The 5,033-nt window shown below is 61.3% G+C and carries 5 protein-coding genes; all 5 read right to left on the minus strand.

Annotated features, from left to right (window positions below):
* Positions 1-127: 127 nt before the first annotated feature.
* Complete coding sequence (gene hcaB / locus M1248_RS33060) at positions 128-979, minus strand: 3-(cis-5,6-dihydroxycyclohexa-1,3-dien-1-yl)propanoate dehydrogenase (protein ID WP_317150912.1); 852 nt, start codon at positions 977-979, stop codon at positions 128-130.
* A gap of 292 nt (positions 980-1,271) precedes the next feature.
* The gene (locus M1248_RS33065; RefSeq protein WP_317150913.1) at positions 1,272-2,051 is read right to left on the minus strand and encodes a class II aldolase/adducin family protein; all 780 of its coding nucleotides are present in this window, start codon (positions 2,049-2,051) and stop codon (positions 1,272-1,274) included.
* 335 nt (positions 2,052-2,386) lie between these two features.
* Positions 2,387-3,343, minus strand: coding sequence for an extradiol ring-cleavage dioxygenase (locus tag M1248_RS33070; protein ID WP_083129080.1), 957 nt, complete (start codon positions 3,341-3,343; stop codon positions 2,387-2,389).
* 19 nt (positions 3,344-3,362) lie between these two features.
* Positions 3,363-4,592 carry a Gfo/Idh/MocA family oxidoreductase gene (locus tag M1248_RS33075; protein ID WP_317150914.1) on the minus strand — a complete coding sequence of 410 codons (1,230 nt, stop codon included), beginning with the start codon at positions 4,590-4,592 and terminating at the stop codon, positions 3,363-3,365.
* A gap of 31 nt (positions 4,593-4,623) precedes the next feature.
* Positions 4,624-5,033 (minus strand): aromatic-ring-hydroxylating dioxygenase subunit beta (locus M1248_RS33080; RefSeq protein WP_317150915.1); only part of this gene is annotated, 410 nt, incomplete at its 5' end.

Below are 5,033 nucleotides of genomic sequence, written 5' to 3' on the forward strand. Positions count from 1 at the left end.
GACCCACCAACCCCAAGCCGCATAGCGACTGGACCACCAAACGGGTCCCCCTCACAACCACTCCTTCGCATCCGGAGACTCCACACCCACATAACCCAACGCCTTCACCAACATGTGTAAAACCTTTCTAAGGCGACCGAACGTCATTGCGCATCGCGCCGGTGGCGAGTTCCAGCCCTCCCGACGGCTGGTTCAGACCCCGCACGCCCAAGCCGCCGTCACTGTTGATGACGACGCCCGTCACCGCTCGCGAGTTTTCTGCAGACGCGAGTAGCAAGTACAGGCCGGCATGATCGGCAGGCTGCTGGGCGTACTGCAGAGGGTTCGTGACACTCATCATGTCGGCGATGCCGGGCACCGATGACAACACGTTTCCGCCCTGGCCGAGGTCTTCGATACCACGTAGGCCCGTTATCGTGCCGCCTGGAGCCACGCCATTCACCCGGATCTTCGGCGCCAACTCGTACGCCAGTTCACGCACTACGCCAACGACTGCGTGCTTGGAAGCGGTGTATAACGGGCCGCCACCAGAGGCATAGAAACCAGAGTTGGAGACGGTGAAAATGATGCTAGGCCCATCGCTTTTGAGGAGTTCAGGAACGGCGGCCCTAGCACCAAGGAGGTACCCCTTGACATTGACCGCGAAGATCTCATCGAAGGCGCTGCTGAGGTCGGCGCCGTCGAAACCTACTAAGGGGGCGAAGTAGTCAAAGATCCCAGCGTTACCGACGAACACGTCGAGCTTTCCGAACGCATCGACCGTTTCGCGCACCGCCCTGGCATTGTCGTCATACGCAGTAACGTCACCTGTTACCGCGATGAGCCTGCCGTCGGCGCTGCCAATGGTAGCCAGGTCGCCTTCCGAGCGATCCAAGACACCCACGCATGCACCCTCGGCCAAGAACCGCTCGACCACGGCCAAACCGATTCCGGCTGCCCCGCCGGTCACAAGTGCGACTTGTCCGGTCAACCAACTCAAACTATTGCCCTCCGGTGATGTCGCCGTTGCAGCAGCGCTTCATTTGCTGATTAGCTTCCTCGTCGCAGAATGGGGGGTCTATCCACACAGCGCGGTCGAAGCTCCGATTCACGCGGGTCTCACGACCAGGGTTGGAAATTGAGAACGACTGCGTGCGGTCCGCACGCTGAGCAATGCTCGGGCGAGGACGGTGCAGGATTCCTACGCCAGCGATTCGATGGGATTGGAAGCGGCGTCCCAGACCGCCCGCGGCAATGGCCGTGAGCTCGTGGCCGCATGGCCCGCCAGTGGCCTATGAGGATCGTTTTTTGGAAGTGTGACGCGACGAACGATGGGTTTGGAGGCGTGCCAACTCGTGACGCCACGCGATGGTCTCGTTAAACGCATTCCCTAGGTCAGGCAGTTCTGCTGCATCATCGTCGGGCAAATCAGCCAGAGTGCCACCAGCAGAAGCGATCTGAAGCGACAAACGCGATATCGTGTCGACGCTGATGGCCTGTAGTACGGCCCGCTCAACGGATTCCGCAGCACTAGTGAGGCCGTGGGCCCGCAGAACGACAACCGGCCGGTCCGCCATAGCAGCAACCATTTCCTGGGCGAGTTGCCGATTGCGCACCAAGACCCCTCGCCGATAGACCGGCACGCCATCCGCGGCGAGCCTAAAACCGGGGATGTCAAACGCTCCGACGATCGGCCGGACGCCTAGACCGGCGAGATCGGCGGCAACTACCGCCTCGGGGTGCGCATGGACCACGGCATTGACATCGCGGCGGGTGCGGAGCACTTCGCTGTGCAGTGGCAACTCGTTCGGCGGCTGGTAACCGTCGTCTAGTTCTCCCGGGGCGCCCTCTTCACCGTCCAACGTGACCACCCGGATGTCTTTTGCACGGGTGAACGCGAGTCCTCGCTCGTGCGGACCACGACATCGGATCAGCAGTCGATCTTTGTCGACGCGCAGGCTGATGTGGCCGAGGATGCCTGGCGCCAAGCCGCGCGCCGCCAGGACGCGACAGGCCAGCGCGATGGCGTGTCGTTCAGTGTCTAGCCCTTTTGCCGAAGGGGTGGAGCTCATCGCGAACCTCGGCTGTCGGTGTCGACGCCGCCCTTGGCGGCGATGCCCAAGTTCGCGGGCGCCTGGTACGAACTGCGATGGGCGCTGCTGGCAGTGCAAATGGCCATCCGTATCGCCTCCTTCTTATCGGTCTCTGTGTGATTGGCCTCTGGAGGCCCCAGGCTGAAGCTGCACCTCCGCCACGGGCCAATTACTTCCGTTCCGTGACTAGATTCGATTCATCGACCGATAGATCCACTGGAGGATAGAAATCTTTTCTGTAAGACAGAGAGTATGGTGGCGACGCAGTCGGGTCAACCGGCAAAACCGTGCGCCCGCGTGCCTCACGCGATGCCCTAATTAGGGATCTCGGGGTGCGTCCAAGCGACGGCCATTCCCATTAGCGCGCGGGGGATCGGCTCGTAGACGCTGGCCCATGGAGTGTTGCCGCCGACGGCACCGACAGCACATATCCAAGATCTCAGCTCGATGTTGCCAGAGTTGAGCAAGTCTTCACTGGTCAGCTTGCTCAGCTCGTAGCCGTTTCCGGCGGCGAGGACCTTCAGAGTGCGGCGATCGAACTCGTCGTCGATTGAGCCGTGGACACGCGGCCCGTGGTAGGCAGCCCACGGAAAGCCGGCCGTGAAGTGTGAGAGCCCACCGGACGCGTAGACACCTATCCTCTCGCCTGCGGGGCGCCGTGACCGCACGGCGTCGCCAATCGCACATCCGAGCGCGAAGCACCGCTTGGGCGACAACGACGGCACATGAACGGCATTGAGGAAGACCAACACCACTGGGACTTCGTGGTCTCCGAGAATGTTGGCCACAATCTCGCCATGGGCGTGTGAGTGCAAGGTTGTCTCACGGAAATCGACGACGGTGGCGACGTCGAACCCCGCCTCGACGGTGTGCTCACTCAAGTCCTTACTGAGCTCGGGCGAGCTTTTCCAGAACCGCGCGGCGGGCAAGAAGCGGTCGGACACTTCGAACCCCGCTCCTGTGTGGATGGCTATCTGGGGCAGTGCAGAACCGTCGAAGTTCTCGTTTTGGTCATCGCCGATGATGATCAGGCAATCGAGTCGGTCGCGTCTAATGCTGTCCCGCAGCCGTTGAAGCCCGTTTTCAATATGCGTGTAGCGCGCCGCGGCGGCGTCGAATGGTTCTTCGTCTGTCTTTGGCGGGCAAGGTGCGTTCTTACCGCGTCGCAATGTGTAGTTCTTCCTGTTCTTTGTGCGGAAGAGTTCCCACCTGCTCGGCGGGATGAAAGTGAAGGCATGGGACGACGCGTAGCCCGCTACAATCTCACCCACGATTCCTCCTCCTCTGGAGTCACAGCGCTACCTGGTGGGAGAGAACGACTTCACGTTCTTCGTAGGCCGATTGCAGGATGGCGAAACATACTTCGAGCGTGGCGCGCCCCCAGCGACCGTCGTGCTGAACAGGGCGGTCCTGAGTGATCGCACGATGTAGTTCAGCCAACTCCGCGGCCCTGCCCCGCATCGTGCGCGCGACCGGTATTTCCTGTAGTCCGTCTTGCCCGTACACCACCAGGCCGTCGGGCGACTGCCTGATCGCGCCGCGTTCGCAGGACACCACGGTCAGGCCGAAGTAGGGGTGGTGGACGATCTCTCCCGCGGCGGAGTAACCCCAAAGTTCCTGTGATTCTTCGGTCGTCGTCGCAGCACCGTAGCGGCCCTGTTCCTTTTGAGCTTCCAGTGCGACTTCGAGTCGGTCGGGGTCCTGACTGAGCTGAGCGAAGTTGCTGGCCACCAGCTGGTTCGCTTGGGGGCTGCGGCGGCCGCCGTCTTCTGCCACCCACGAGTGCAACTCCGCGACATCGAAGAAGGCTCGGCCGTCATAGACGAGCGTGGCCGAAGCTCCTGATTTGAATCCAAGGTGACAGGTGTATCCCCCGATGCATTCCCGGACGTCGTCCCATATTGTCGACGCGCGTACTGTTCTGGCCAGACCGCCGACTATTTGCCGCACGATATCGACCTGGTGGGGTCCCTGGTTGAGAACTGGCCCGCTGGTCGAGCGCAATTCCGAAGTCGGCCACGGTCGCCGGTTGAAGTCATTGAAGTTCCAGGTGTTGACCATGAGCAACTCGCCGAGATCGCCACTGCCTACGAGTTCGGCCATCGCTCGCACCGGCGCGTCAAAGCTGTGTGTGTGGCCGGCCATCAGCTGTACGCCCGCCGCGTGGGCCGCCTCAACCATTGCAGTGCAATCGTCGATCGACATGGCCAACGGCTTTTCGACGATCATGTGTTTTCTGTAATGTGCAGCCATTAGCGCATGCTCCCGGTGCAGCTCGGGAGGGGTAGCGATGTAGACGACGTCCACGCTTGGATCCGCGCACAGCTGCTCTGCGTTCGTGTAGGTCTGGCCCGAGAACTCGCTCGCGAAGCGGGCGAGCGAGTGTGGCCGGGTATCTGCTGCCGCCACAACCCGATACGGCAGTGTCGACATGTCCGGGTACTGCTGGAAAATTCTGGCGACAGCCTGACCGATTCCGAGAAATCCGAGGCCGAGTTCGCGTGAAGCGACATCTGTCATGTGCGACCTATCTGAGGGCTATTGCTGGGCTTTAGAAGAAGATCGAAATCGCTCGTGGAAGAACGCTATGAGCCAGAGTGATGGCCCGGGCGGCCAGAAGCAGGCCCGAGTCTTCGTCCCGGCGTAGCACGTCTTGTCGTTTGCCGATAAAGAAGTTCTCGTGGCGTTCATGGCGTACGAGGAACACCAATACGCTGGATCGGACGCTGAGCTCTTGATCGGACACATCGGTGACCAGGATGTCGCTGACTATGCGCTGGGTGATCGTACGCGGAGTTTCTCCCGGGGCGAGCCCGGTAGCCAGACGGGCAATTCTGAGCTTCAACGATTCATAGTCGTCGTTGAACAGCAGAAACGGCGGTAGGTCGTCATCATCACCGAGCGGATGCGGGCGTGTCATTCCATCTGTGTAAGTCCGGGGTGGTCCATCATCGGACCGCC

It is taken from the genome of Mycobacterium sp. 29Ha (assembly GCF_032883055.1).
Lineage (GTDB): Bacteria > Actinomycetota > Actinomycetes > Mycobacteriales > Mycobacteriaceae > Mycobacterium > Mycobacterium gallinarum.

What these genes read in the sequence shown, in the direction of transcription:
- M1248_RS33065 (WP_317150913.1), bottom strand. Translation starts at nt 2,051, where the DNA reads ATGAGCTCCACCCCTTCGGCAAAAGGGCTAGACACTGAACGACACGCC.
- M1248_RS33075 (WP_317150914.1), bottom strand. Translation starts at nt 4,592, where the DNA reads ATGACAGATGTCGCTTCACGCGAACTCGGCCTCGGATTTCTCGGAATC.